Source organism: Acinetobacter kookii (genome assembly GCF_900096895.1).
Lineage (GTDB): Bacteria > Pseudomonadota > Gammaproteobacteria > Pseudomonadales > Moraxellaceae > Acinetobacter > Acinetobacter kookii.
On sequence record NZ_FMYO01000003.1, the window covers coordinates 76,433 to 102,652 of the forward strand.

Sequence of the window (26,220 nt, forward strand, 5' to 3'; positions counted from 1 at the left end):
AAAGTTTGTGGATAGATTGTCATTAGATATATATCTTATATACAGGATAATTAAATAGGATTAGTTGATGACTAATCGCTTAATTCTACATTTCGAACTAAATCCTCAGATACGATTGTATATCGTAGGAGATCTTCATGGCTCTTATAAACTTTTAATGCAAGAACTTCAAAAGATTAATTTTGATTTCGAAAATGATCTATTGATCTGTACAGGTGATCTCATCTATAGAGGTAATGAAAATTTAGAATGTATTTCATTACTGGATCAAACATGGTTTTTAACTGTACGCGGTAATCATGAAGAAATGTGTATTCGCGGGCAGTATGATCCTAAAATGAAAGACATGCATGAAAGGAATGGTGGGGAATGGTTTTATAAGTTGCCTCAGCAAAAGCAGCTAGAAATTATCAATTACTTTAAAGAATTACCTTTAGTCATAGAAGTTCAACTAGAAAGTAAAAAAATCGGCATCGTTCATGCTGATATTGATATTAACGATTGGATCAGCTTTAAAGAAGATATTGTGCAAGGCGATTATAAAATTTCAGGAATCACATCAGCGTACATAAACGCTTTATGGGGAAGGGGAAGAATACGTAATAACTCAAACCAATATGATATTGTTGAAAATATCGATGAAATCTATTTAGGTCATACGATCGTAAAAGAACATACTCAAATTGATAATTGTCATTATATTGATGTCGGATCATCTTTCACTCATAAGCTTTGTATTGTAAAAGTTCAATAAAAATTTGCTTTGGAGTGGGGGAGTAAAGTAGTGTTAAAAGTTTAATTGATCAAAAAAACAACATTTAAAACGTGTATCCTGCTTTGTATCCTAAATTTTAACATAGATAATTTATTTATTAAAAACAATAGGGTAGGAGAGGGTTGTTGTCCGTCTGGGCCCACCATATAAAACAACCCCTTACGTGTACTAATCGTAAGGGGTTTTTGTTTTTAGATAAGCTTTGGGGCACAAATATTCAAAAGCTGAAATTTTCCCAAACCATTCAAATTTAAGATACAACTCGGGCATGCGGTCTGCCTCATTCAATAAATTTATTAAGTACTGCCACACATGCATGGATTTCCTGACTTGAAAAATATTTTGCTGACAATGTATCGCTGATAATTTGACGCAGGACAGGCATCTTGGTTTCTATCAGACTTAGACGATGGTACCCCGACCATTTTTTCATATTGTCCGACCTAAACGCTTTATTGTCTTTAGCAATTCATTTCACCCAAAGGAACTTGTCCTTGAGTTGTTCCAGGGCTTAGCATTTTTCCTGGGTGGAACAGGTGCATGTACTTGTCGATTTGAAACTGTCTGACGGCATTATTATGTATCAAAATCCCATCGATATAGACTGAATCAATATATTCATCTTCAGGGGGGGGATGATCGAGTAGGTTAGCAGCAAGCCAAATCGTTATATTTCCTTGATTAATCCAGGCTTGATTGTAAAAAGGCCAATTTCCTGTTTGATAGATTTTAGGGGCTGGTTTACTCATGGCCAGATTATAGGCCTGAATAAATCTGTGGTCATGGGTTTATGCAACAAAGCCACTATTGAATAACGTTGGCGAATGTTTGAACATGAAGTCATCTTGGTTAAATAAGTGATGGATCGCCATGATAGATGAAGAAAAGCCCTTGGATTTCGAAGACGATGATGAGCCTCTAGATCTTGAAGATGAAGAGTTTATCAATGATAAGAAAGAGGATGAAATGTACAACACGATTACTAAAGATGGTTCAAGTGTTGATCCGGCAGATGATGGAACGCGCCATATTCGTCCTGAAGATGGAGATCCCATCGAAATTGAAGAGTAAAGAATAAGCCTAATTCAGTATTGGGCTTTTTTATTGCCTATCAAAATAGAAGCAAAATAAGCTCCCTCTTGAAAATAATAAAAAAGCAGAAATAAATCCGCGGCTTTCTCGGAAAACTATTTTTTAATAGGGTTATGTCTAACAGTGTAGAGCTTCTCTTTTTGTACAGCCGGTCATGATACCGACTCTGGATGTATCTTAAGTGAATGACGTTGAACATAAATAGCCACATACTTTTAAAAACAGCCTTACTTTTTTAAGTCATTAAGGTAACGTTTATTGTGTAATTTTCTTGAAAAATTATAAGTTAAGTTACTTGAATTTTCATAAAAATATGGTAATAAATAAATATGATGTTTTTTTAATCACATTGATATTTCGGGATGAAATGTATTTTTTAAAAATTTAAATTTTAAAAACAATCAGAAGGGAGTTGGGAAGATGCTTCAATTACTTATGAAATTATTTTGCTTACATGTGTATGAGTATGAACACATGGAAGAGATCGAGGAACATCATAAGGAATGCAGAAAGTGTGGAGTGAATAAACCGCTTTAAATGAAACTATGGGGATCATTAAAAAGTGAGCTTCAGGCTCACTTTTTAATGCTTAGAAAAAATTGAAAAAAAGATTAAACTACCAATTTAAAGCTATTTGAAATTGTAGTCATGAGCATTGATTTTACCGCAGATACATACATTGTCACTGATCAATTGGCAGACACTTTGGTCTGGTTAAGTCATCATCAGGACTGTTTTGATTCGTTCAGTTATGACACTTTTACTCAGGAGTTGGTGGTTTACCATGCCAATGGGGCAGACGTTATCCGTCGGGGAAATTATTTAAATGCACGGTATGGCCTTTTGCTTACTTCTAGTTAAATAAAAAGTAAATAAAAAAAGCCCAAGTGGGCTTTTTTTAGAATTCGCTCAGTTTAACTGGCCATGGCATCGACGGAGAGTTCTTTGACTGTTGGCTTGGCTTTTTCTGCGATTAAACCTAACTTGCTAAATAACTGTCTGTCCTTGCCTTCACCGGCATTCGGGGTGGTCAAAAGTTTTTCACCAGAGAAAAGCGAGTTGGCACCCGCCATAAAAGCCAGTGCCTGATCAGAATCAGATAAGGATTCACGACCCGCAGACAGGCGGATATAGCTCTTCGGCATAATAATGCGGGCAACTGCAATGGTACGAATCCATTCAGTGACATCCAGTTTTTCCACATCAGCCAGTGGCGTACCTTCAATAGGCACCAACATATTGATGGGTACCGATTCAGGGTGAATCGCTAATGTGGCTAACTCATGTAACAAACCAATACGGTCCTGACTGCTTTCACCCAAGCCGACAATACCGCCACTACAGACTTTCATGCCGGCCTGACGGACAAAGTCCAGTGTATTTAAACGGTCATCAAAGGTACGGGTACTGATCACATTGGAATAGTATTCGCGTGAGGTATCCAGATTGTGGTTGTAGTAATCGAGACCGGCATCTTTTAAACGTTCTGCTTGCGACTGATTAAGCATGCCTAAAGTCATGCAGGTTTCCAGACCCAGTGACTTGACTTCTCTTACCATTTCCAGCACATAGGGCATATCGCGTTCATGCGGATTACGCCACGCGGCTCCCATGCAGAAACGTGATGAGCCAGAAGCAAGCGCTTCTTTGGCTTCCTGAATTACTTTGTCCACGGCTATACGTTTTTCGGCTTCCAGTTTTGAATCGTAATGTGCAGATTGTGAACAATACTTACAGTCTTCCGGACATTTACCTGTTTTGATTGAAAGCAGGGTGCTGACCTGAATGGTATTTGCAGCAAAATGTTCACGATGAATGCGCTGTGCTTCAAAAACCAGATCTAAAAAAGGCCGGTTATATAAATCCTGAATTTCTTCTCGTGTCCAGTCATTACGTACATTCATTAGTGAAATTCCATAATCATCTTCATTATTGCTTTTATCATACATAATTTATGGCAAATCCAAAGGCATAAACGACCAAAAATAAGAGTATCTCACGATGGGTTTTTAAAATTTATGCTTATTGTAAGATTTTATATTTAGTAGCAAACTGAACCGATTTAATGTAAATATCACTGCAAAGTTTTTTTATTGTTTTTACAAGTTTGTCCTGATCTGGAGTTTATGTTTTTTATTAGGGCAAAACTTTGTCAGTATCTTGAAATTAAAAAACTGGAATGACAGCTGTTAATTCCGGTTCATTATTGAACTGGATTTGGCCCGCTGTTCTTGAATTGCCCAATCAATATGGACTTGCACAATCTCATCATGCTGGTCGCGAGTTTGCTTTAAAGTTTCCATAATTTCACGGGAAAAAGGCGCATTGCCCAAACCAATCGCAATATTACGCATAAAGCTTTGGTAACCGGTACGTCGTAGTGGACTACCTTCGGTATGGGCTAAAAAAGTCTGTTCATCCCAATGCCATAAGTCCAGTAAACTCACCTGATCCAGACCATGTCGCGGATTAAAATCTTCAATTGTGGCTTTCTTGGCAAAACTGTTCCAGGGACAAATCAGCTGGCAATCATCACAGCCGAATACACGGTTGCCAATCCCACGGCGCAATTCTTCAGGAATGATGCCTTGATATTCAATGGTCAGATAGGCAATACATTTACGTGCATCCAGCATGTAGGGCTCAACAATGGCCTGGGTTGGGCAAATATCAATACACGCTGTACACGAGCCGCAGTGCTTGCTGCTTGGACCATCAAAGGGCAAATCCAGCGAGGTAAATAGCTCGCCCAGGACAAAGAAAGAACCTGATTTTTTATGAATGAGCAGGGTGTGTTTCCCGGTCCAGCCCATGCCGGCATTTTCAGCCAAAGATTTTTCAAAGATTGGCGCAGAATCAGCAAAGGGACGGGATTCAAAATCTCCCACCTTTTCCCGGATTTTCGTGGCGAGAGTCTTTAAGCGACCGCGCATGGTTTTGTGGTAATCACGGCCACGGGCATAACGCGCAATGATGGCGGCATTCGGTTCATCCGGTACATAACGCGGTTTAGGTGTTTCCACCAAGTAGTTCATCCGGACACAGATGATGCTTTTGGTCCCCGGAAGCAGCAAAGTCGGGTCGGCACGTTTTTCTAGATTTTCTTGCAGAAATTTCATGTCGCCGTGATAGCCACGTTTCAAATATTCCTGAAAACGTGGCAATTCTTCTTGAGCATCCGGTTTGGCAATGACACAATCACTAAAGCCTAATTGCAATGCCTGGGCTTTAATCCACGCCTTCAGCGCTTCAGGATCGGTTTGATCTAAAGGAATTTTTTGTGATGCTGTGGAAGAAGCCATAATGATATAAAAAAGGAAGAACAATGCCTCAGCAAGTTTACCATAGCCCTGTTTATCATAGCCAAAGTATTCAAGCTTGGGAGCAACGCTGGTTTGCCCGGCAAAACAGTTCTTATGGCCTCATGCAGCAAGTGGCCTGGAGCATTGCACAGCGCTTAGTTCCTGTTTTTCAGCAACAGAATATACAAAATATCGCAGTTTGCTGTGGGCAGGGCAATAATGCCGGAGATGGATATCTCACGGCTAAATATCTAAAACAATACGGTTTTGATGTCGAGATTTACGCAGCTGAATTGGGTGCATCCAAAGATTTGCACACTGCCTGTCAGGAGGCAGTAGATGCTGAAATCTGCATCTGTGCAGGGTTTATATTTCAAAAAAAATATGACGCTTATATTGATGCGCTGTTTGGCATTGGTTTAAACCGTGAGCTGGGTGCAGACTGGCAGCAGATCATTCAAGGAATTAATGTTCAAACAGGCCTGAAAATCGCCATTGATATTCCAAGCGGCTTACACGCCAATAGCGGTCAGCCTTTACCTTGTGCCATTAAGGCAGATTATACCTATACCGCGCTAGGCTTAAAGGCAGGACTTTTTACCGGTCAAGGCAAAGAGTTTGCCGGACAGGTGGAGGTGATTTCCCTCATTCCTGCCGATGCTGAATTACAGCCCATTGCCCAGCTTTCGCCAAGGTCTATTTCTTTGCCACAGCGTGAGGCTTTTGGTCATAAAGGTAGTTATGGTCATGTGCTTGTGGTCGGTGGTCATGCAGATATGGGCGGCGCAGTGATGATGGCGGCAGAATCGGCTTTTGCTGCGGGTGCAGGTAAAGTCACCATTGTCTGCCATGAAAAACATCACACCGCGATTTTGGCCCGTGCACCGAATATCATGCTGCGTGATATCAATGCCTTGACCAAAGCCGAGATTCAGCAGCTTTTAGAACATGTTGATGCGGTGAGTTTCGGGATGGGACTTGGCCGTGACAGCTGGTCGGAACAGCAATATTTTAAATGGTTCCCTAAAATCAATGCCGCCGATCATTTACAGGTCGTGCTGGATGCAGATGCACTGTGGTTTCTAGCCGAGCATCCAGAAGCATTAAAATCGGATACTTATGCCACACCACATCCGGGTGAAGCAGCAAAATTGTTAGCTTGCTCGGTCAAAGAAGTTGAAAGCGACCGGATAGCCGCCATTCATCAACTTCAGGAAAAATATGCCGGACAATGGGTACTGAAAGGTTCAGGCAGTCTGATTCTGCAAGATCAGCTGTGGATTTGTACCGCCGGTAATGCGGGTATGGGAACTGGTGGTATGGGGGATGTATTGGCCGGTATGACTGCCAGTTTAAAAGCCCAGTTTGCCGGGAAAATCCAGCTGCATGAAATTGTAAGCTTGCATGCCTTGGCGGGAGACTGGCTGGCAGAGCAAGGCATGCGCGGTTTGCAGGCCCATCATATGAACGCAGCAATTTATCATGTGGTGAATCAGGGAAGTCACAAATGAATCAGGCGATCAAACTCATTATTCAGGGCAAGGTTCAAGGTGTCGGTTATCGTCGCTGGTTTGAACAGCAGGCCCGGGAATTAGAACTGAAAGGTTATGTGAAAAATTTGCCCACGGGTGAAGTGGAGGCCATGCTTGTCTGTGATGAACTGACTATTCAGAAACTTGTGCAGCGAAGTTGGGCAGGGCCTTATCGGGCAGAAGTTTCCCATATTATTCAAACACCAGTTCAGCCAGATTCGAATCTGAAAGATTTTAAAATATTGTATTCAATGAAAACGCAATCAGAATAATGATCTAAGAGGGAAAGATGGATAAATATCTGGTGGTGGCTATAGTCGTGATCTTATGCATATTCATCGTTATTTATACGCAGCGCGCTGATATGAGTTCAGCGAGCAGGTCATTTAAAGACATTGTGCAAAAAGAATTCAATAAATATAAGGTCATTGAAAAGAATCAGACCATTATGATTTGTGAAATTAACCATCGTAACGAACTGGATGAGCTGGTGTTGATTCGAATTGATCCGAGCCAGAAAAAGAACGTCAGGAACTTTGGGCGGAGAATCACTTTTACCTATAGCAAGGAACCCTCAGTTCGGGAAATGCGTCAGGATTTTGCGCCATATCTTTCATGAATTGACTTAGCGTCTGCGAACACTATATCGGCTACGACCACGGGCCATGCCCCCTAAGGCATTCAGTACCGCCATTTTACTCATGCTGCCTGACGCATGTGCATGGCAAATGGCTGCGGCCAGTGCATCGGCAGCATCCTGCTGTGGTTTAATGCTTAAATTTAAAATCCGCATCACCATCATCTGTACCTGTTCTTTATCCGCTGCCCCATAACCCACGACCGATTGCTTGATTTGGCGGGCCGTATATTCAGCAACCTGCAAATCCAGATTGACCAAAGCCGCAATGGCTGCACCACGGGCCTGACCGAGTTTTAAAGCAGAGTCCGGGTTTTGTGCCATAAACACCTGTTCGACTGCGGCTTCAGTAGGGCCATGAAATTTAACAATCCGTTCCACACCTGCAAAAATCCGTTTTAAACGCTCAGGCATTTCCGGAGTTTCGGTACGAATGGTTCCTGCATCTACAAAAGTCAGTTTCTGCCCATCTTTTTCGATGATGCCATAACCTGTTAAACGTGAACCGGGGTCAATACCGATAATTAATGACATGCAAAGCCTTTAAAAATAAAATAATGCCCATATTGTTACATAAGCGTAGCAAAAAAGCTTGATGGTGATTAAGCCGTAAATGACTACACCTTATTCATTTTGTTGAGATTAGATTAATTTTCATGAAATTATTTCTTATTGTACTGGTTGGCTTAATCCTGGAAGTCTTTGTCTGGATTGGCGTGGGCGACCTCGTCGGCAGCATGTGGTACGTGTTTTTCTGGTTTGTTGCAGCCTTTTTTATCGGTATGAACCTGATTCGTAAATATTCAGCGGGTTTAATGCCGCAAATGCAGCAGATGCAGATGGGGCAAATGAGTGGCGACCCTGCATTGACCAATAATCTGCCTAAAATTCTGGCCGGTTTTTTCCTGCTGATTCCAGGTTTAATAACCGATGTTTTGGCATTACTGATTTTGATTCCGGGCGTTCAGAATACATTTAAAAATGTCATGATGAAAACCATGGCCAAACGTCAGCAAGCCATGATGGATAAAATGATGGGTGGCATGATGGGTAATATGAATGGCATGGGTGGTGATGCTCAGGGTCAGAATCCATTTGCCGATTTAATGCGTCAAATGCAAGACATGCAACAGGGCGGTTCACAGCGTCGCGATTCCAGCATTATTGATGGTGAAGCGCGTGAAGTGACACCCGAAGCGAAAAAAATTGAAATGAAAGATGTGAAAAAATAATTTTTTAAATGATATTTTTAAGCCGAATCATGAGAATTCGGCTTTTTTATGTTCTGGATTTTTATCTAAATTATTTAAAGCTGCAATCATGCAAAAAATTGAACAGGCGATATAATACGGTTTTTAAAAAATCTCCTCTCTTTCTATGTCACTGCTTTTGACCATTTGTGCACTGCATTTTGTTGCACAGCTTAGCCCGGGACCGGATGTTCTATTGATTGCCAGAAGTTCGGCATCGACCTCAAGAGCGAATACATTAAAGATTATTCTGGGTATTTCTGTGGGTATTCTGGTTTGGGTGGTGCTGACCTTGCTGGGTTTCACTGTACTGGTTGAACAATTTCCCTGGATACAACAGATTTTGATGCTGGTTGGTGGGCTGTTTTTAGCGCGGATGGGCTGGGCCATGTTGAATGGCGGTTTAAAAACCCTTAAACAGCACACCGGCGTAGAGACGGATGGTCAACAGGTTGCGACAGCAGATACCCAAAATTATTTTTTATCGGGATTATGGACCAATCTCTCCAATCCCAAAACGCTGATTTATTTTAGTAGTGTCTTTTCTCTGGCCTTAAGTTCTTCCGCTTCAAATCATTTAAAAACACAGCTGGCCATCATTATTCCCCTACAAACCTTTTTGGTCTTTGCTCTGCTCATGCTGATTTTATCCATGCCAAAAATTAAAAGGGCCTATCAGCGTTCGGGCAGTTATATTGATGTAATCTCGGGCGGATTATTCCTGATTTTTGCCATCTGGTTGTGGTATGACGCATTGACCATGCTTTAATGCTCTGTACTGATATCTTCAGTCGCAGGAATAGATGAGGGAGCAGAGGATATGACTTGCTCATTTTTTTGTGGCTGTACATAACGGTTAGGTTTTAAGGTTGTTTCTGTATTTTCTGAACCTTTATAACTACGACTACGGTTGGCACGTTCGCGTAAGCCGCCTTTTTTAATCAGTTGAACCATACTATCCTCCTAGTCATTTACCGCTATTTTACTAAAAATATGAGCCAGCATGTGGAGATAAAAATATCAAGATTAAAAGGTGATGTATGCGTATGATAAATCATCACTCTTTATTTTGAGGTTTTAAAATTTTATATAAAAATTAATAAGTTATTATGGTTTTAATGATGTTTTTGCTTAGGGAACTTTACAGGTGACTCAATAGGCTTGTATTCCCCAAAAGACTGGCTTAATATTTTATTGAGACTCCAGTCCATCAGTGCCAAGAGTGGAAAAATAAAAACAAAAACAGTAGAAAGTGATAGGAGCATACCTATGTTATATCAATATCATTGTGCCTGTTGTAACAAGGTTGTGGAATCAACCGAAAAAGAATGCACAAATTGCGGTTCACACAATATTAAAAGTCCTTACGGTTTCTGGATTTTTTGTATTTTAACCTGCCTGGCAGCCGTGATTCTCTTTAAGATTGTCCATGTTTATTTACAGGATCATCAAGACGTTCCGGTGCAACCCTCGGTACTCGAAGTGATTAGTGCCAGACAATAATAGACTTCGGTTTGAAGGATTGAAAAAATCCTGATTGTTGATGATCAGGATTTTGTGGGGATCAGTTTTTAGATATTTAAAAAGTCTGCCTGATTGATGGCAGATAGAGCTTGGTTCACTTCAAAAATTTTTCCACGAATATGATCGATGCCAAAACTTTGCAGACGTGCAGTGTGCATGTGTAAGTATTTTTCTGCATTGGCTTGGCTGTCAAATAAATAGATGCCGCCTGCTTCCTGATAGGCACTATTTTCTGTCCATATTTTCCATAGCAGGCCATCTTCCTGATTAATGCTTTCGGCAAGTTGCTGATAGGCTTGACTCATTTCCGCTCCAAATGGACCTTGAGAAGGGAAGTCAACTTGAAGAATAACGGCCATTTTTTTTATCCTGTGCCATAAAAAGATGATTGATCATAACATTTTAAGCTTTTGTATATTATTTTAAAGCAGAAATAAAAAAACCCACAAAAATGTGGGCTTTTTGATGGAAAAATTACAGTCCGGCAGAAGCTTTAAGCGCTTCGACTTTATCAGTTTTTTCCCAGGTAAATGCAGTGTCTGAACCTTGACGGCCAAAGTGACCATAAGCTGCAGTTTGCTTGTACATCGGTTGAATCAGGTTCAACATGCGGGTGATGCCATATGGGCGTAAGTCAAAGTGCTCACGAACCAATTGAATAATGAATTCTTCAGGCACTTTTGCAGTATTAAATGTATTGATTGAAATAGAAGTTGGCTCAGCAACACCAATTGCATAAGACACCTGAATTTCACATTTATCTGCAAGGCCCGCTGCCACAATATTTTTCGCTACATAACGGCCGGCATAAGCTGCTGAACGGTCAACTTTTGATGGATCTTTACCAGAGAACGCACCGCCGCCGTGACGAGCCATACCGCCGTAAGTATCGACAATGATTTTACGGCCAGTTAAACCACAGTCACCCACAGGACCGCCAATCACAAACATCCCGGTCGGGTTGATGTGGAATTTGGTGTCTGCATGGAACATTTCTGCAGGAATGATTTTTTTCACGATTTCTTCAATCACAGCTTCTTTAAGATTGGCTTGTGAAATTTCAGGATCATGTTGGGTAGAAAGTACCACGGCATCCAGACGAACCGGCAGGCCATTTTCATAGGCAAAAGTCACCTGACTTTTCGCATCCGGACGTAACCATGGTAGAGAACCATTGCGACGTAACTCAGCCTGTTTTTCCATCAAGCGGTGTGCATATGAAATTGGAGCTGGCATTAAAACGTCAGTTTCACGGCTGGCATAACCGAACATCAAGCCCTGGTCACCGGCACCCTGATCTTCAGGTTTTTGGCGGTCTACACCCTGAGCAATTTCAGGAGACTGCTTACCAATCATGTTGATTACCGCACAGGTTGAACCATCAAAACCGAGGTCAGAATGGTGGTAACCAATGCCATTTACGGTTTGACGTACAATCGCTTCGAAGTCAACATTTGCCGTTGTTGTGATTTCACCGGCAAGTACTACCGCACCCGTTTTTACAAGCGTTTCACAAGCAACCCGTGCATATGGGTCTTCTTTTAAGATTGCATCCAAAATAGCGTCACTGATTTGGTCAGCCATTTTATCCGGATGGCCTTCGCTTACAGATTCCGAGGTAAATACAGCGTACTCGCGCATAAGTCCTATCACAGTTAATAATTCAAAAGACGCAATATGTTACATCGAGTTGGTCTTTTGGGCCAGTTCTAGACGATAAAAATGGATGAATTTATTTCAATTCAATGACTTTTTAATTGATATGGGCATCTAAAAAACTGATAAGCCAGTAAAATTGAGTTTGAAAATTGACATTTACCCTTCATGAATTTTGTTAAGCAAATATTTACCCAGGAATTCAAACGTGGGACTGTTTTGAATTGAAAAACTCTCATGGAGAATAATAAAAGGATTTTATGGTTTAAAAAGATGATAAATATTAGCTGCTTATATTTATTTCCTTGGTGGGAATTTAGACTTGACCCAGCTTGCTGGGAAGGGGTTGAATAAAAGCCATCCAGTAAAAAGTAACCATGAACAGGGGTTAAATTTTTCAGTTAGTTTTATTTGAGCTGAATTTAATTCAGTTTTTTGGGTTTTGCACATTTATTCATCATTCTCGCGAAACTAAAATTGAGCTGCTTTGATTCTGTATTGAAAATCTGTCAAATCATCAGCAAATGAAAATGATTTTATGAATGATAGAGGTCTTGAATGATATATCCACTCCTTAAAAGGCAGCGGACTGTTCGTTCAAATGTCATATATAAGTTTTAAACTCAATAGGTCAAGGCATTTACGTGGGTGCCAAGTCCCTGCAAATGATCTGAAATTGAGCTTTGCCTGCATTAAAATATGCCCCGAGGTGAATAAATGCCGAAATGTTGGCTATTAGGCTTTACCCCTTGCTGTTTTTTTAAGACAATATAGCCAGCTTTGAATTTTCCTATTCATCATCTTCTTTAAACGATTTAGTTGGACTCTGACCTATGACAACCCCGCTTAACGAACGTCGTATTGCAAACGCAATTCGTGTATTGGCAATGGATGCTGTGCAAAAAGCAAATTCAGGACATCCAGGTGCTCCGATGGGGATGGCAGACATCGCTGACGTGGTTTGGCGCGAATTTTTAAATCACAACCCGCAAAACCCGCAATGGGCAAACCGTGACCGTTTTGTATTGTCTAATGGCCATGGTTCTATGTTGCAATATGCGCTATTGCATTTGACCGGTTATGATCTTTCTATCGAAGATTTAAAATCTTTCCGCCAGTTACATTCTAAAACTCCGGGTCACCCAGAATTAGGTTATGCACCAGGGATTGAAACCACCACTGGTCCATTGGGTCAGGGTATTGCCAATGCGGTTGGTTTTGCTTTAGCTGAAAAAACCTTGGCTGCTCAATTCAACAAAGATGACATCCAGGTTGTAGACCATTTCACTTACTGTTTCCTGGGTGATGGCTGCTTGATGGAAGGTGTTTCACATGAAGCATGTTCACTGGCGGGTACTTTGGGTCTAGGTAAGTTAATTGCTTACTATGACGACAACGGCATTTCTATTGACGGTGAAGTTGAAGGCTGGTTCTCTGACGATACAGAACAACGTTTCTTATCTTATGGCTGGCAAGTGATTAAAGTGGATGGCCACGATAGCGATGCGATCCGTCAGGCAACTGTAGAAGCAAAAGCGGAAACGGCTAAGCCAACCATCATTATCTGTAAAACGATTATTGGCCTGGGTTCACCAAACAAACAAGGTAAAGAAGATTGCCACGGTGCGCCACTGGGTAACGACGAAATCGCATTGACTCGCGAAGCGTTGGGCTGGAAAGAAGAAGCATTTGTGATTCCTGCTGACGTTTATGCAGCTTGGGATGCCAAAGACAAGGGTGCTCAATCTGAATCTGCATGGAATGAAACTTTTGCAGCATATGCCGCAAAATACCCAACTGAAGCAGCTGAACTTAAACGCCGTTTAAGCGGTGAATTACCGGCTGACTTCGTCGCTAAAGCAGATGCTTATATTGCTGAAGTGAATGCAAAAGCAGAAACCATTGCAACCCGTAAAGCCAGCCAGAATGCACTTCAGGCACTTGTACCATTATTGCCAGAGGTTCTGGGCGGTTCTGCTGACCTGGCAGGTTCTAACCTGACGCTTTGGAAAGGTGCGCAAGGCGTACAAGACAATCCGGCGGGTAACTATGTTCACTACGGCGTACGTGAATTTGGTATGACTGCAATTGCCAACGGTGTAGCACTGCATGGCGGTTTCATCCCTTACGTTGCAACATTCCTGATGTTCATGGAATATGCGCGTAATGCAGTACGTATGTCTGCATTAATGAAACAGCGTGTCATCCACGTTTATACCCATGACTCAATCGGTCTGGGTGAAGATGGTCCTACGCATCAACCGGTAGAACAGATCGCCTCTTTACGTGGCACGCCAAACTTAAATACCTGGCGTCCATGTGACACTGTAGAAGCTTCTATTTCATGGAAATCTGCATTGTTACGTAGTGAAGGTCCTACCGCGTTAATTTTCTCTCGTCAAAACTTGCCATTCCAGACCCGTAATCAAGCGCAAATTGAGAACGTTGCTAAAGGTGGTTATGTTCTGGCTGAAGAAAAAGGTGAATTAAAAGCCATCATTATTGCCACAGGTTCTGAAGTTTCATTGGCAATGGAAGCTTATGCGCAGCTTGAAGGTGTGCGTGTAGTGTCTATGCCATGTGCTGAAGAGTTTGTGAAACAGGATGCTGCTTACCGTGAAGCGGTTCTTCCATCTCATATTCGTGCGCGTGTAGCCGTTGAAGCTGCGCATGTGGATTACTGGTGGAAATTCGTGGGTCTGGATGGTCGCGTGATCGGGATGACCACTTACGGTGAATCTGCGCCTGCAAAAGATTTGTTCCAATACTTCGGTATTACCACTGAAGCAGTGGTTGCAGCTGTGAAAGAAATTACCGCTTAATCAATTCGATTAGCCGGTTAAAAGACGCCCCAGTAGAAGGGGCGTTTTTTATTGCAAAATAACGATTTGTAACGAATGATTTAAAGCTACAGGTTTAAAATTAATTCATTCATACAGTATTCAGCCCGGGGTGCATGATTGCCCCAAGTGAGGAAAATATGAGCCTTTATGATCAGATTAATGATGAAATTGTCCTGATGGATGCTGGTGAACAGAAATGGATTGGTGCAGACCTTGAACTTGATGCCATGGTTGCGGTTGAACTGATGCTGCAAGACTTGCAGGAAGACAAGGTGATTAAGATTCGCCGTAAGAATCATGAAAAGCATACCGGCTTGAAGCAAATCGACCGTATTCTGGTTGAAAAGTTATAAAGATGAAAGACCTTTAAAAAGCCCCAGTCGGGGCTTTGATTATTTTGGACATTTAAAAATCATCAGTTAGGCAGAGCGCAATTTTGATGACTTCATCATGATTTTTATAAACTGTATATTTTTGTATGAAATTCTTAATAAAAACAGACAGAAGCGACAAAACCAATAAAGCTGCGGATCAGGGTTTAAAATAATTTGTGATGATTATCAATATATTAAGATTAGGTGATTTTATCATTTCATTTATAGGGCTAGATAACCAGTAATTGTTCTATTCTTGCAACATATCGTTTTATGTATATCGGTGAATTAAGATAAGAAAGGTATAGACTAATAACCATTCCAAAGCGAGATAATGACACATGAATTTCAAAGCAATAACTTTAGGTTTGGCGGTAGCATCGGTAGCAACATTGTCTTTGGCAAAGCCTGTGGCTTACCAAATTGACCCAACCCATACAGCGACTGTATTTAGCTGGAACCATTTTGGTTTTTCTACCCCATCTGCAAACTTTAGCGACATTCAAGGTACCATTAACGTTGATAATGCAAAACCTGCAAATTCATCTGTGAATGTGACGATTCCTTTATCGAGTTTAAATACCAATGTCAAGGCATTGGATGAGCATTTAAAAACAGCAGATTTTTTTGATGCAGCCAAATATCCTAACATCACATTTAAAAGTACCAAGGTTCAAGCTTTAGGTAAAAACAAATATAAAATCACGGGTAACCTGACCGTAAAAGATGTAACTAAACCGGTGGTTTTAGATGCAGTGTTAAATAAACAGGGCGTACACCCAATGACTAAAGCAGAGTCTATTGGTTTCAATGCAACGACTTCATTTAACCGTTCAGCATTTGGTGTAGGCGGCTATGTTCCAAATGTGGGCGATAAAATCACGGTAAACATTACCACTGAAGCCTCTGTTCCTGCGAAAAAATAAGTTCGAAGTGGCTCATAAAAAAGCACCATTAAGATGGTGCTTTTTTTATTGAAATTTTACTTTAAATTGCTGAAATCTGTTGGAGATATGCCTGCAATACAGCCTGTGCCTGCACTTCTACGGCATGGGCATAGCGTTGATTGTCTGCCCGCAAAGCAGGAATGGAGATATTGGCTTTGCGCAATTCGCAGGTATGGCCAATGAGCCATTTTTCCAGACTGTCTGCTGCAACTTCAATATGGAATTGCAAGGCCAGAATGTTTTTACCCATCGCAAAGGCCTGATTGGGGTAAATTGCTGAACTGGCCAATAATTCAGCTTGTTCAGGTAAATCGAAAGTATCGCCATGCCAGTGTAATACCGGGGTATCCATTAAGGGGGCAAGCAGGTTATGTTCAGTATTGGACAGGCTTAAGGGACTCCAGCCAATTTCCTTTTGATGGCCTGCATAGACTTTGGCTCCCAAGGCATGCGCAATCAGTTGGGCACCCAGACAAATGCCTAAAGTTGGCAAATTTTCTTTTAAGCGAACTTTAAGTAAGTCTATTTCTTGTTGTAAGAATGGATAATCTTCTGTTTCATAAACCCCAATCGGTCCACCTAAAATAATAGTTAAGCCTTTATGCTGAAATGCTTTGCTTAGGTCATCTACGCCAGCTTCAAAATAGCGTACCCGAAAGCCCAGTTGATAAAATATATCTTCCAATGCACCCAGGTCTTCAAAAGCAAGATGCTGAATGGCATAAATGGTGTCGGGAAAGTCTGGAGATGCTGTAGTCATATACTATTTTTCTAAGAGGGCAGGAATAAGTGCAATTTAGCCTGAATAGCCAGAAAAATGAAGATTTCACTGTGGATTGTTTGCAATTTAAAGCAAAAAAAGCGAACCGAAGTTCGCTTTTGATATCCTTTATACAAGGTTATGTTAGAAGAAGCCCATTGGCTTGGTGGCATAGCTGACCAACAAGTTTTTGGTTTGTTGATAATGATCCAGCATCATCTTGTGGTTTTCACGTCCGATCCCTGATTTTTTATAACCACCGAAAGCGGCATGCGCAGGGTAGATGTGATAGCAGTTGGTCCATACACGACCGGCTTCAATTGCACGGCCCGCACGGTAAGAGGTATGCGCAGAGCGTGACCAGACACCCGCACCCAAACCATAAATGGTGTCATTGGCAATTCGGATGGCATCATCAAAATCTTTAAAGGTGGTCACTGCAAGTACCGGTCCAAAAATTTCTTCCTGGAATGTACGCATGTCATTGGTACCTTTGAAAATGGTCGGCTCAATGTAGAAGCCTTGGCCCACTTCACGGCGTTCACCGCCACCAGTCAGCAATTCAGCACCTTCTTCACGGCCTGTGGCAATACAGCCCAAGATTTTATCCTGCTGCTCTTGCGATGCCTGAGCACCAATCATGGTGTCGGTATCCAGCGGATGACCGGTTTTAATGCGTTTTACCCGTTCTACTGCCATCTCCAGGAACTGGTCAGCAATACTTTCCTGAATTAACGCACGTGATGGACAGGTACAGATTTCCCCCTGGTTCAGCGCAAACATGGTAAAGCCTTCCAGCGCTTTTTCCAGGTAGTCATCTTGCTGAGCCATGATATCTTCAAAGAAAATGTTTGGTGATTTACCGCCCAACTCTAGTGTGACTGGAATAATATTTTCGGTTGCATATTGCATGATCTGCTGACCCACAGCTGTTGAGCCGGTAAATGCAATTTTGGCAATACGCGGGTTGGTAGCCAGTGGGCGGCCCACTTCAATGCCATAACCGTTCACAACGTTTAATACGCCTTCCGGTAGCAGGTCCTGAATCAGTTCAACCAGGACCAAAATACTTGCCGGAGTTTGCTCAGCAGGTTTTAAAACAATACAGTTACCCGCAGCCAGAGCCGGTGCCAGTTTCCAGGTCGCCATTAAAATCGGGAAGTTCCACGGAATGATCTGTCCGACCACACCTAAAGGTTCATGAAAGTGGTAGGCAATGGTATCTTCGTCGATTTCTGAAATGCCGCCTTCCTGTGCACGGATACAGCCGGCAAAATAGCGGAAATGGTCAATCGCCAAAGGAATATCTGCTGCCAGGGTTTCACGGATCGGCTTACCATTATCCCAGGTTTCAGCAACCGCCAACAGTTCCAGATTGGCTTCTAAACGGTCGGCAATTTTTAACAGGATATTGGAACGGGTAGTCGGAGAGGACTTGTTCCATTGTGCTTTGGCTTTATGCGCTGCATCGAGTGCCAGTTCGATATCTTCAACGCTTGAGCGCGGAACTTTGGTGAAGGCTTTGCCATCTACAGGAGAAATATTGTCAAAGTATTCTCCTTTTACAGGAGCGACCCATTGTCCACCAATGAAGTTTTCATACTGGGCCTTAAACTGAACTTTTGAACCGGGTTGATTAGGATCGACGTAACGCATATGTATTTTCCTTTGCTTATTCTCGTGTGAAGAAGCTGTATCTACAGCTTTGGTATAAGGTACTTTTGTACATTATTTGATTAGCATACAGGGAATAAGGTTGGAGAAAGGTTGGAGACAAGAAGGTTTACAATCTTTCCAAACAGTCTTAAAAAATAAAGATTACAGTGGATGTAAGTCATGAATTGTTGTGAGAATAAGGAATGATGAATAAGCAAAGTTTGATGCAAAAAAGACAGAAAATTGAGCAGTTTAGACAAAGTAGCAGTCTTTCTCCCTTGCATGCGGAACAATTGGGCCAAAGCATTGTCAGTTCCTGGCAACGCTCGACTTCTGCTGAAATCCCAAAAGATCGTGCAGCTGCGCCCTTGGTTCATTTACAAAAAGAAACCTATCCTTCGGCCCTGGCACAAGCCCTGCAACATTGTATGCAGGATTTAAAACATATTGCTGAACAATCTTCCATGGTGCTGGCGGTTGGAGATATCGGCAGTACCATCATCTGGACAGCGTCGAGCCCACAAATGCAGCGTGCAGCCGAAAGCGTGCATTTTATCGAAGGCGGGCAGTGGCGCGAGGAACTGGTCGGAACCAATGCCTTGGCTTTATCACTTAAAACCCAGCAGTCGAGCTGTGTGTTTTCCAATGAGCATTACATGTCTTCCATTCATGATTGGGTCTGTTATGCAGCACCGATTGTTGATCCCTATTCCAAACAGGTTTTAGGGGTGATTGACCTGTCGACCACCTGGCAAAAGCATAATAGTCTGGGCCTGCTTGCAGCTGAACGATGTGCCTCGATTATTCAATCGGCATTACTTGAATATCAAAAACAGCGCCTGTTTATCCGGGCTTTTTCCGTGCCGCAAGTGTTGTTTAATGGCAAGGTCCTGGTGCTCACGCCAAGACAAATCGAAATTTTGACCATTCTGGCTTTGTGTCCGCAAGGTTTAAGCCTGGACAGTTTACATCAGGCCTTATACGGTGAACGCAAAGTCAGCATCGGCACCTTAAAGGCGGAAATGTCACAGTTGCGCGATATTTTAGGCGGCATGCTGGGTTCCAGGCCTTATCGTTTATTGGCACATGTCGAAGCTGACTTTTTACTGACCGAACAGTCTCTAGATGCCGGATATATCGATTCTGCCTTAAAACTGTGTACCGGTGTTTTTCTGGCAAAAACGGAAAGCCCATTTTTATGTGCCTGGCGTGATTGTCTGGAATCGCGTTTAAGTCATGCCATTTTTAAAGCCAATGAAACCGATGTTTTGCTTAAACACATGGCACATTTTCCAGAAGCGATCGATGCGGTGGAGCGCTTGATTGAACTGATGCCAAAAACTCACCCCGTGCATCAAACCTTACTGAAATATAAAGACAATTAATACTGATATCGGATAATTGTTTTTATAAGCCTTTCTGCTTTAACCATTCAAACAGTTGTTGATAGACAGTTTCGCGCACCGATTTTTCTGACAGTACCAAGTCATGTAAGCCATCTTTTATTTCGCTGATGGTGACATCTCCTTTTATTTTTTGGGCATATTTTTTTATGTGCTTGACATCTAGAATTACATCACTGGTTTGAGCATATTTATGCCATTTTTTCGGATTTTTGGTTTGATGGGAATGCATCACCAAAGTCGGGACATTTAAGCTCACGCCTTGATGAATTTCCTTTTGTGCTTCAAAAATGGCCCGGACAAAACTCAGGCGAACCATAGGATAAGTGACTTGTTTCCATTCCAGATTAAAGTCCCATTCTCCCTTCAAGCTGTGGTGCAGACTGGTCACATACCATTTATTCAGTTCGCTGGGGAACTTTAAATCCGGGCAGATTTTGCCGACGCGACTTAAATTAGGCAGCCCCAATTTTTTCTTGATCGGGTTCATATTAAAGTCGTAAAAGGGACTATTGACCCAAAGTGCTTTAATTAATGGATGATCGGGATGATGGGCGGCATAAAGTGTGGTGGTCAAGCCGCCAGTCGAATGTCCACAGAGCAGCACCGCATCATGTCCTTCTGCACCTATAATGTCTAAGGCTTGGCTAATCTCGGCATCATATTCCGACATTTCGCGGACGTTATAATATTTTTGATGGGGCAGATGTGAGCGGCCATATTTGCGTAAATCTAGCGCATAAAAGTCAAAACCATGCTGGTTAAACCGTTCTGCCATTTCGGTTTGAAAAAAATAATCAATAAAACCATGAATATATAAAACAGCTTTAGGGGTGGTTTGCGCTGCTTTTTTTCGAATTAAAGTTGCAGTGACTTGACCTTCATAATCATCGGGAAAGTCCAGCGTGGCCTGTTCATAGCCTGGACCTAATACATCCAGCTGGTAAAGCGGTTCAAGGGTGCCATTTGTGATTGTACCATTTGTCATTGTTATACTCATTTGGAAACATCGGTTTTTTCTTATCCTTCATGATGGGCAGTAATTTGTCAAATTGAATTATTTTAATAAAAAAAAGCAACCCCATTCCTGACCCCGTGTTATACAGGGTCCAAGGGAACAGTTGAGGAAACAGCCGGTTCAAGACGATTTCCTCAGCCGCTCCAGACTGGAGCGGGAATGTGGGTTGCCAAAAATGTAAGTCAAAAGATAGGAGAGAAGACTTACATGGAGGTCTATACGGCTGCTTTAAAATCGACTACCGATGCATTGGATTTCAAAGCTGCCTTAAAGATATCGACCACTTGTGCATGTGTGGCTTTACGCGGGTTAGTCAGCATGCAGGCATCTTTCTGGGCATTTTCAGACATGATGCCTAAATCAGCTTCTTTTACCCCCAGTTCGGCTAAACCTGATGGAATACCGATTGAGGCTGAAAGCTGGCGAATTGCCTGGATGGCTTCATATGCCGCTTCAGTTACGGTTAAGCCCTCTGTATTTACCCCCATGAGCTGGGCGATTTTGGCATAACGGTCAGGGCAGGCAATCAGGTTAAACTCGCAGACATGCGGCAGCAAGATGGCATTACATACACCGTGCGGCAGGTTATAGAAACCGCCGAGCTGATGCGCCATCGCATGCACATAACCGAGTGATGCATTGTTAAAAGCCATGCCTGCAAGATATTGTGCATAGCTCATGGCATCACGCGCTTCCAGGTTTTCACCATTGGCAACGGCAGGGCTGAGCCATTCGCTAATCATGCTAATCGCTTTTTCTGCGCAGGCATCGGTAATGGGAGTGGCAGCTGTAGAGACATAAGCTTCAACGGCATGCGTCAAGGCATCCATACCGGTTGCTGCAGTTAAGGCCGCAGGTTTTGCCACCATCAGTTTAGGATCATCAATCGCAATCAATGGGGTGCAGCGCCAGTCCACAATCGCCATTTTTACATGGGTTTCGGTATTGGTAATAATACAGAAACGCGTCATTTCAGATGCCGTACCGGCTGTAGTGTTAATCGCAATCAGCGGCGTCATCGGAACTGTACTTTTATCGATCCCTTCGTAGTCACGAATATGACCGCCACCCGCTGTCACCAGGCCAATGCCTTTGGCACAGTCATGCGATGAACCGCCACCCAAGGACACAATAAAATCACAGGCATGCTCGTTATAGGCCTGTACGCCGTTATGCACGTTGATATCGGTTGGGTTAGGCTCTGCGCCCGGGAAAATGTGACTGTCTACACCAGCATCTTTTAAGTAGGCGGCAATGGTATCTGCCACACCAAATTTGAACAGACCGGCATCAGTTACAATTAAGGCTTTTTTTGCGCCTAAACTTTGTGCCTTTGCGCCAATTTCTTTGGCACAGCCTGGACCGAAAAGTGAAACACAGGGAATATAAAAACCGTTGGTTTGATCTGCAATATTTTTAAAAGCCATGGTGCGATTCCTTCTACCATTCGTTGTATTATCGGTGACCCTCACCGTGATTTGAGTATTCAATGAAGCGTAAAAAAATCCCACCTACCAAAAACCTACCATTTAAATTTTAGATATTTTTGATGCAGGAATTGTAGAAAATTAAAATGCGGAAGGGGGTTGGAATTAGCTTGAATGAATGATAAAACTTTTAGAGTGAAAGATAATTTTAAAAATCATTTTTTAGGAACAAGAAAAAGTTGAGGACAAATCTGAAAGTGCGATACAGATATTTTTCTTTTATGAATAGATTGTCTTTCATTAAAAAAAATATTTTATTTATATGAATATTATGATGAAGTGTAGGGGGATGTATGGAAGCCACACAAAATAAAGATGTCAAATTATTACATGCCATACATAAAATTTTACTGCAGGAATGGGATCCCTTGGGGATTTGCTGTAACCCTTCCATGCGGGATGAATATGAGGATTATTTACCCAAAATTTTTAATATGCTGAATGAAAATGCAAGCGAGTCTGAAATTTTTGACTATCTATGGCGTATTGAACATAAGGTCATAGAGCAAAAGGGAAATAAGCAACATACTTTAAGAATAGCGAGTTTGCTTAAGGGACTGTCGGTTTAAAGTTCAAATGAATGAGACAATTGAGTAGCCCATAGCAAAAGGGCGACTTCATCCACAACAGGCGTAAATACAACGAATAGCGTGTGATAAAAACCGGTGTCAGGCACCGGTTTTTATCTTTCAGCTTAGAATTTCTTTTCTACACTGAGGAGTACACTTGGAATGGCCTGATTCACCCGTGATTCATACAGGCTGCCATCAGATTGACTGTTTAAACGCTCTTTATAATCTGTACTCAAGATATTGCGTGCACTCAGGGTCGTTGCCCAGCCATCGTCAAAGCGTTTGGTCACACTGATATCCATATTGACCCGCTCATTGCTGGTACGATCGTAAGGCTGGTTATCCAGGGCACGGGTAAATTCAGGAACATAGTTCAGATTGATACTGCTGGAAATACGCCAAGGCTGATAGTTATAAGACAAACCGGCACTTGCTGTATAAGGGGCCACATCACTGGCTAAACGTTCCTGATGATTGGCATCTTCAATTTTTGCGCGTACCGTCGACAGTTGACCATTCAACATCAATGAATGCCCATTTTCCGTTTGTTTCAATGCATAGCGAGCAGCAACTTCAACCCCGTAGGTAGTGGCATTGTCCTGGTTAATCGGTCTTTCAACAAAACGGCCGTTTTCCTGACGAATCACTTTCTCAATATAGTCGTCAATTTCACGTTGATAGGCTGTGATGTTGACGCCACCTGCCGGGGTGTTATAACCCAGGGTCGATTCAAAAGCTGTAATTTTTTCCGGACGTAAATTTGGATTGCCGCCCCGGTCCGGGTTATTCAGGCTGCCGGCATCGCTGTCGGTAGAAACTGAAACCGTCGGCAGCAGCTGGTCGGTTTTAGGACTGCGGAATGCCTGGCTGATATTGGTTTGCAGTGACCAGTGATCATCAAAATCGAAGCGATGAGCCAAAACAGGGCTGAAGTGCTGGTCACTATAATCCACCAGTCCGGAACGATTGATCCATTCCTGACGTGCCCCCAGGGTGAGGGTTTGCCGGTCGGTAAATTTCCAGCTGCCTTCGGTATAGAGTGCATAACGCTGTTCATCGAGTGTATCGGCAATATTGCTTTCAAGCTCACTGGAACGAAGATCCGTACCAAACTTCAGTTGTCTGTTTTCATCAAACTTACGCACCCCATCATAAGCCGCCCCATATTCATTCACGGTTTCATCCGTATAGCTGCTGAATAGTGGCGATCGGGTCGATTCGGTTTCATTCTGCTGTTCTACAGAAAGGCGAATCTTGTCCGAGTTGCCCTTGTCCTTGCGTTCATAACGGGTATTTAAACGGATGCTGTCATTCTTGTCGTTTTGGGTCTGATCACCGCGGCTACCGTCACTTTCATTGTTGCGATAGAACAGTTCGGCAACCAGTTTTTGCTGGTCATCCAGTTCATATTCAACACGCGGTGCCAGCATTTGCGACTTGCGTTCAGTGACGCGTTTTTGTTCACGTGTTTCGTTACTGGTTTGAGTCTGGGTGATCGAGGTGGTGCCATTCCACATCTGGTTGGCAGATATGCTGTATAGCCAAGCATTATCACGACCTTCGGCCTGAACACTGATATTTTTACGTTGTTCTTCTTTTTGATCTGATTTCGCCAAACCATATCCGGCACGGATCGTTCCGCTGATGCGGGCATCATCCCAGGGTTGTTTCAGAATAATATTGATGACGGCGGAAGATGCCACAGAGGCCTGAGCAACACTTGGCTGTTTGGTAATTTCAATCCGTTCAATCATGTCCGGGGTGATGCTGTCCACCACAGACATGCCTCCACGCGGGCCGCCTTGAACAGGTTCGCCGTTGATTAAAAATATCGGGGCACCGCCACCCCGAAAACGCATAGCTGAAGCACCGCCACCTCCACGCGGACCTTGTCCTGGCGCGGGCATCTGAAAACCGGCTGCACGACGTAGGGCATCATTTACCGACTGATCGCCAAATTGCAGCATTTCTTCCCGAGTGACAATGGTTTTCGCCACCGCACTGATATCCGGGTCTTTGGCCTGGGCGGGTGCGGCTTCAAATTTTAAAGTCGCCAGGGTTTGTACCGGATCGATCTGGGGGGCACTGCTGTCTGTTGTAGTTGTATCTGCGGTGCTATCGGCAGCCCAAGTGGGGGACATAAAAGCAAACAAGGCGCAGCTTAATGCACTTAGTTTCCAACGCGGTTGTATGCGTTTCATTATTCAATGTTCCAGATGTCGTTTGGTGCGTAAGATAACGTAAAAATGTGGAGAAAAATTGTGGAAAATCGCGCAAATAAAAATAAAAGATCAAACGTGGATTCAACTGAAATCTAACCAAAATGAATCATTTAGCCCCAGCTGCCTGTTCAGGTGAGTAAGCGGGGGCATTGGTCCAATAGAAATGGTTTTTTAAGGATCGAAAGATAAAATACAGTTCTGGCTGATCTGATCAATACTCTGCTCACTCAGGCGAATCTGGTCCCATTTCAGCATTTGCTGAATCAGCCAGTGAAAATCTTCCAGTTTGGGTGCTGATGATTCATTCACAAAGTTACGTATAATTGTCTGAATGGAGTGGAATTTTTTTACATGGATGCTGTCAGAGCATTGAAATTGCACAATATTGAAATCCATCAACATTTTCCAGACCTCGGTATAGTCGTCCAGCACCTGTAATTCCTGCTGTGCTTTTTCAATCGCCGCCACTAAAGCACGATGCGTATGCGGATGCTGTGTGGCCCAGTCGGCAGTGACTGCCAGCACCTTATCTGCCACCTTGGGAATAACATCCTGACTGCTGGCCACAATCTGGCTGAGTCCCAACAGTTCTCCTTGTGTGTTCCACGGTTCTCCGACACAGAAACCGTCAATCACATGACTCCTCAAGGCCTCGACCATATAGGGAGGCGGAAGGGTCGTGAGCTTGATTTTTTCTGCAATTTCAACATTGGCAAGGGCTAACCACTCTCTTAAGCAATAATGATGAATCGACTGCTTAAATACATGCGCCAGCTGAATCGATTGCTGTGCCTGTATGGCTGAAACAACTTTCTCGGCCGATTGCCGGGCATGATCTTGTTCTGAAATCTGCAGATCAAAACACAATTTCTGACTCAGACTGATAAAGGCGCGGTTATGGCTGAGGACCAATGCCGTTTGCAAGGGAATACCCAGCTGGTCTTCGCCCAGTGCTGCGGCAGGAAGCATGGCAGACAGGCAATGGGCTGCATCCAGAAAGCCAAAGGCCAGCCGGTCTCTTAAACTTGCCCATGAGGCTTCCTTGACGAGCGTGATCTCCAGGCCACGCTCTGCAAAGAAGCCACGCTGTTTGGCCCAAAGCACGGCGACACAGTCAAGCAAAGGAATGTAGCCAATCTGGATTTGGGTTTTTTCTAAATCTGTCATGGC

At 42.8% G+C, this 26,220-nt stretch carries 26 protein-coding genes and 1 pseudogene; 14 read left to right on the forward strand and 13 right to left on the reverse strand.

Annotation, left to right across the window (positions count from 1 at the left end; genetic code table 11):
- The first annotated feature begins 67 nt into the window (after window positions 1-67).
- Entirely contained in the window at window positions 68-754 is a 687-nt protein-coding gene (locus tag BLP85_RS06495) for a metallophosphoesterase (RefSeq protein WP_092819313.1), read from the forward strand.
- A 301-nt stretch (window positions 755-1,055) separates the two neighbouring features.
- Here BLP85_RS06495 and BLP85_RS06500 read toward each other — a convergent pair.
- A pseudogene (locus BLP85_RS06500) lies at window positions 1,056-1,404 on the reverse strand (IS5/IS1182 family transposase); the annotation flags it as partial.
- Between the two features lie 241 nt (window positions 1,405-1,645).
- Here BLP85_RS06500 and BLP85_RS06505 point away from each other — a divergent pair.
- Window positions 1,646-1,846, forward strand: a complete 201-nt coding sequence (locus BLP85_RS06505; protein ID WP_092819314.1) for a hypothetical protein — start codon at window positions 1,646-1,648, stop codon at window positions 1,844-1,846.
- Between the two features lie 669 nt (window positions 1,847-2,515).
- Window positions 2,516-2,728: a hypothetical protein gene (locus tag BLP85_RS06510; RefSeq protein ID WP_092819315.1), complete on the forward strand. Its 213-nt coding sequence runs from the start codon at window positions 2,516-2,518 to the stop codon at window positions 2,726-2,728.
- Between the two features lie 53 nt (window positions 2,729-2,781).
- Here the strand turns inward: BLP85_RS06510 and bioB are convergent, their stop codons facing one another.
- Together bioB and queG are read right to left on the reverse strand one after the other, a co-directional pair.
- Window positions 2,782-3,771 carry a biotin synthase BioB gene (bioB, locus tag BLP85_RS06515; RefSeq protein WP_092819500.1) on the reverse strand — a complete coding sequence of 330 codons (990 nt, stop codon included), beginning with the start codon at window positions 3,769-3,771 and terminating at the stop codon, window positions 2,782-2,784.
- A 285-nt stretch (window positions 3,772-4,056) separates the two neighbouring features.
- Window positions 4,057-5,169: a tRNA epoxyqueuosine(34) reductase QueG gene (queG, locus tag BLP85_RS06520; RefSeq protein WP_092819316.1), complete on the reverse strand. Its 1,113-nt coding sequence runs from the start codon at window positions 5,167-5,169 to the stop codon at window positions 4,057-4,059.
- Between the two features lie 23 nt (window positions 5,170-5,192).
- Here queG and BLP85_RS06525 point away from each other — a divergent pair, with 23 nt between their 5' ends.
- From BLP85_RS06525 to BLP85_RS06535, 3 genes are read left to right on the forward strand one after another with little or no spacing between them, the layout of a single operon-like run.
- Window positions 5,193-6,680 (forward strand): NAD(P)H-hydrate dehydratase, encoded by a 1,488-nt coding sequence (locus BLP85_RS06525; RefSeq protein ID WP_092819317.1) that lies wholly within the window; start codon window positions 5,193-5,195, stop codon window positions 6,678-6,680.
- The gene (locus tag BLP85_RS06530; protein WP_092819318.1) at window positions 6,677-6,973 is read left to right on the forward strand and encodes an acylphosphatase; all 297 of its coding nucleotides are present in this window, start codon (window positions 6,677-6,679) and stop codon (window positions 6,971-6,973) included. Before BLP85_RS06525 ends, BLP85_RS06530 begins: the two co-directional genes overlap by 4 nt.
- Window positions 6,974-6,990: 17 nt before the next feature.
- Complete coding sequence (locus BLP85_RS06535; RefSeq protein ID WP_092819319.1) at window positions 6,991-7,320, forward strand: hypothetical protein; 330 nt, start codon at window positions 6,991-6,993, stop codon at window positions 7,318-7,320.
- A 6-nt stretch (window positions 7,321-7,326) separates the two neighbouring features.
- Here the strand turns inward: BLP85_RS06535 and ruvC are convergent, their stop codons facing one another.
- Window positions 7,327-7,872, reverse strand: coding sequence for a crossover junction endodeoxyribonuclease RuvC (ruvC, locus tag BLP85_RS06540; protein ID WP_092819320.1), 546 nt, complete (start codon window positions 7,870-7,872; stop codon window positions 7,327-7,329).
- Window positions 7,873-7,994: 122 nt separating this feature from the next.
- Between ruvC and BLP85_RS06545 the strand changes: the two genes are divergently transcribed.
- Window positions 7,995-8,570: an FxsA family protein gene (locus tag BLP85_RS06545; RefSeq protein WP_092819321.1), complete on the forward strand. Its 576-nt coding sequence runs from the start codon at window positions 7,995-7,997 to the stop codon at window positions 8,568-8,570.
- 145 nt (window positions 8,571-8,715) lie between these two features.
- Entirely contained in the window at window positions 8,716-9,357 is a 642-nt protein-coding gene (locus tag BLP85_RS06550; RefSeq protein ID WP_092819322.1) for a LysE family transporter, read from the forward strand.
- On the opposite strand, the gene BLP85_RS06555 is transcribed toward BLP85_RS06550, so the two are convergent.
- Window positions 9,354-9,542, reverse strand: coding sequence for a hypothetical protein (locus tag BLP85_RS06555; protein ID WP_092819323.1), 189 nt, complete (start codon window positions 9,540-9,542; stop codon window positions 9,354-9,356). The genes BLP85_RS06550 and BLP85_RS06555 overlap by 4 nt on opposite strands.
- Window positions 9,543-9,857: 315 nt before the next feature.
- On the opposite strand from BLP85_RS06555, the gene BLP85_RS06560 reads away from it, so the two are divergent.
- Window positions 9,858-10,091 (forward strand): hypothetical protein, encoded by a 234-nt coding sequence (locus tag BLP85_RS06560; protein WP_092819324.1) that lies wholly within the window; start codon window positions 9,858-9,860, stop codon window positions 10,089-10,091.
- 68 nt (window positions 10,092-10,159) lie between these two features.
- Here the strand turns inward: BLP85_RS06560 and BLP85_RS06565 are convergent, their stop codons facing one another.
- Window positions 10,160-10,471, reverse strand: a complete 312-nt coding sequence (locus tag BLP85_RS06565; RefSeq protein ID WP_092819325.1) for a monooxygenase — start codon at window positions 10,469-10,471, stop codon at window positions 10,160-10,162.
- Between the two features lie 115 nt (window positions 10,472-10,586).
- A complete protein-coding gene (gene metK / locus BLP85_RS06570; protein ID WP_092819326.1) occupies window positions 10,587-11,753 on the reverse strand; it encodes a methionine adenosyltransferase in 1,167 nt (388 codons plus the stop codon).
- Window positions 11,754-12,601: 848 nt separating this feature from the next.
- On the opposite strand from metK, the gene tkt reads away from it, so the two are divergent.
- The 3 genes from tkt to BLP85_RS06585 all read left to right on the forward strand — a co-directional run bounded on the left by tkt (window position 12,602) and on the right by BLP85_RS06585 (window position 15,911).
- Window positions 12,602-14,590, forward strand: a complete 1,989-nt coding sequence (gene tkt, locus BLP85_RS06575; RefSeq protein ID WP_092819327.1) for a transketolase — start codon at window positions 12,602-12,604, stop codon at window positions 14,588-14,590.
- Window positions 14,591-14,748: 158 nt separating this feature from the next.
- The gene (locus tag BLP85_RS06580; protein ID WP_086195075.1) at window positions 14,749-14,964 is read left to right on the forward strand and encodes a hypothetical protein; all 216 of its coding nucleotides are present in this window, start codon (window positions 14,749-14,751) and stop codon (window positions 14,962-14,964) included.
- 362 nt (window positions 14,965-15,326) lie between these two features.
- Window positions 15,327-15,911 carry a YceI family protein gene (locus tag BLP85_RS06585; RefSeq protein WP_092819328.1) on the forward strand — a complete coding sequence of 195 codons (585 nt, stop codon included), beginning with the start codon at window positions 15,327-15,329 and terminating at the stop codon, window positions 15,909-15,911.
- 61 nt (window positions 15,912-15,972) lie between these two features.
- Here BLP85_RS06585 and BLP85_RS06590 read toward each other — a convergent pair whose 3' ends face one another.
- Window positions 15,973-16,692, reverse strand: coding sequence for a glutamine amidotransferase (locus BLP85_RS06590; RefSeq protein WP_092819329.1), 720 nt, complete (start codon window positions 16,690-16,692; stop codon window positions 15,973-15,975).
- A 144-nt stretch (window positions 16,693-16,836) separates the two neighbouring features.
- Window positions 16,837-18,348 (reverse strand): acetaldehyde dehydrogenase ExaC, encoded by a 1,512-nt coding sequence (gene exaC, locus BLP85_RS06595; protein ID WP_092819330.1) that lies wholly within the window; start codon window positions 18,346-18,348, stop codon window positions 16,837-16,839.
- A gap of 203 nt (window positions 18,349-18,551) precedes the next feature.
- Here exaC and BLP85_RS06600 point away from each other — a divergent pair, with 203 nt between their 5' ends.
- Window positions 18,552-19,733, forward strand: a complete 1,182-nt coding sequence (locus BLP85_RS06600) for a helix-turn-helix domain-containing protein (protein ID WP_092819331.1) — start codon at window positions 18,552-18,554, stop codon at window positions 19,731-19,733.
- Between the two features lie 22 nt (window positions 19,734-19,755).
- Here the strand turns inward: BLP85_RS06600 and BLP85_RS06605 are convergent, their stop codons facing one another.
- Together BLP85_RS06605 and mdh are read right to left on the reverse strand one after the other, a co-directional pair.
- The gene (locus BLP85_RS06605; protein ID WP_092819332.1) at window positions 19,756-20,739 is read right to left on the reverse strand and encodes an alpha/beta hydrolase; all 984 of its coding nucleotides are present in this window, start codon (window positions 20,737-20,739) and stop codon (window positions 19,756-19,758) included.
- A gap of 245 nt (window positions 20,740-20,984) precedes the next feature.
- Window positions 20,985-22,196, reverse strand: coding sequence for an iron-dependent methanol dehydrogenase (gene mdh / locus BLP85_RS06610; RefSeq protein WP_092819333.1), 1,212 nt, complete (start codon window positions 22,194-22,196; stop codon window positions 20,985-20,987).
- Window positions 22,197-22,549: 353 nt separating this feature from the next.
- On the opposite strand from mdh, the gene BLP85_RS06615 reads away from it, so the two are divergent.
- Window positions 22,550-22,825, forward strand: coding sequence for a hypothetical protein (locus tag BLP85_RS06615; protein ID WP_092819334.1), 276 nt, complete (start codon window positions 22,550-22,552; stop codon window positions 22,823-22,825).
- Between the two features lie 125 nt (window positions 22,826-22,950).
- On the opposite strand, the gene BLP85_RS06620 is transcribed toward BLP85_RS06615, so the two are convergent.
- The gene (locus BLP85_RS06620; RefSeq protein WP_092819335.1) at window positions 22,951-25,029 is read right to left on the reverse strand and encodes a TonB-dependent receptor plug domain-containing protein; all 2,079 of its coding nucleotides are present in this window, start codon (window positions 25,027-25,029) and stop codon (window positions 22,951-22,953) included.
- Window positions 25,030-25,221: 192 nt separating this feature from the next.
- The gene (locus tag BLP85_RS06625) at window positions 25,222-26,217 is read right to left on the reverse strand and encodes an ABC transporter substrate-binding protein (RefSeq protein ID WP_092819336.1); all 996 of its coding nucleotides are present in this window, start codon (window positions 26,215-26,217) and stop codon (window positions 25,222-25,224) included.
- Window positions 26,218-26,220 lie beyond the last annotated feature (3 nt).